General features: G+C 44.3%; 2 protein-coding genes. Both read right to left on the bottom strand.

What is annotated here, in order from left to right; genetic code table 11:
- Positions 1-232: GTP-binding protein (locus AOQ29_RS06210; protein ID WP_242977420.1), on the bottom strand; the 232-nt coding region annotated here is incomplete at its 3' end.
- Between the two features lie 170 nt (positions 233-402).
- On the bottom strand, positions 403-596 hold a 194-nt coding region (locus tag AOQ29_RS07760; RefSeq protein WP_170124547.1), incomplete at its 5' end, for a GNAT family N-acetyltransferase.

Genomic DNA, 596 nt, shown 5'->3' with positions numbered 1-596 from the left:
TCAAGTTCAATTGGTAGGCTTGGCCATCTGCGGCCTGGTAAACGTTTTGGACCGCTCGTGACTTAACCGTCACGCCGTGGGCCTGTTCGACCCCCATGCTATCTAAAAGTTGGGGCGCCATTTCTCGGTCAGCCACGGTTTTGGTGGCTTGCATTAACCGATCTGATAGCGTCGACTTACCGTGATCAATATGGGAAATAATGGCAAAATTGCGAATGTGTTCAAGGTTCATAAGTATGGGACTCCGTTTCGATTTCTTGGTTAAAGGCTGATTGGGTGATCAGCGGTTAGCGGTTTTTAGAAACTTACCCAACTAAAATAATGGTCATGGTTATTCTCTTTCATTTTTACTAATTAAATTAAGGCGGCAGCAGAAATCACTGTCGCCTTCTATTTATTTTCTCAGTTCTTTGGTTCTAATAAGTAGTATTCGTTCATATCATGGTAGCCATCAGCCCGGTGCGCATATTCTGGATGACGGGCCAAAAATGTAAAGCCAGCCTTTTTGATGACGGCATTACTACCAACATTATCAACATCCGCAAAGATGCCGATTTGGTGGACTTCCAGTTCATCAAAAGCGAAAGCACACATGG

Source organism: Fructobacillus ficulneus (assembly GCF_001047075.2).
In the GTDB taxonomy this organism is placed as follows: Bacteria; Bacillota; Bacilli; order Lactobacillales; family Lactobacillaceae; genus Fructobacillus; species Fructobacillus ficulneus.
This window is presented reverse-complemented; position numbering and strand designations above follow the sequence as displayed.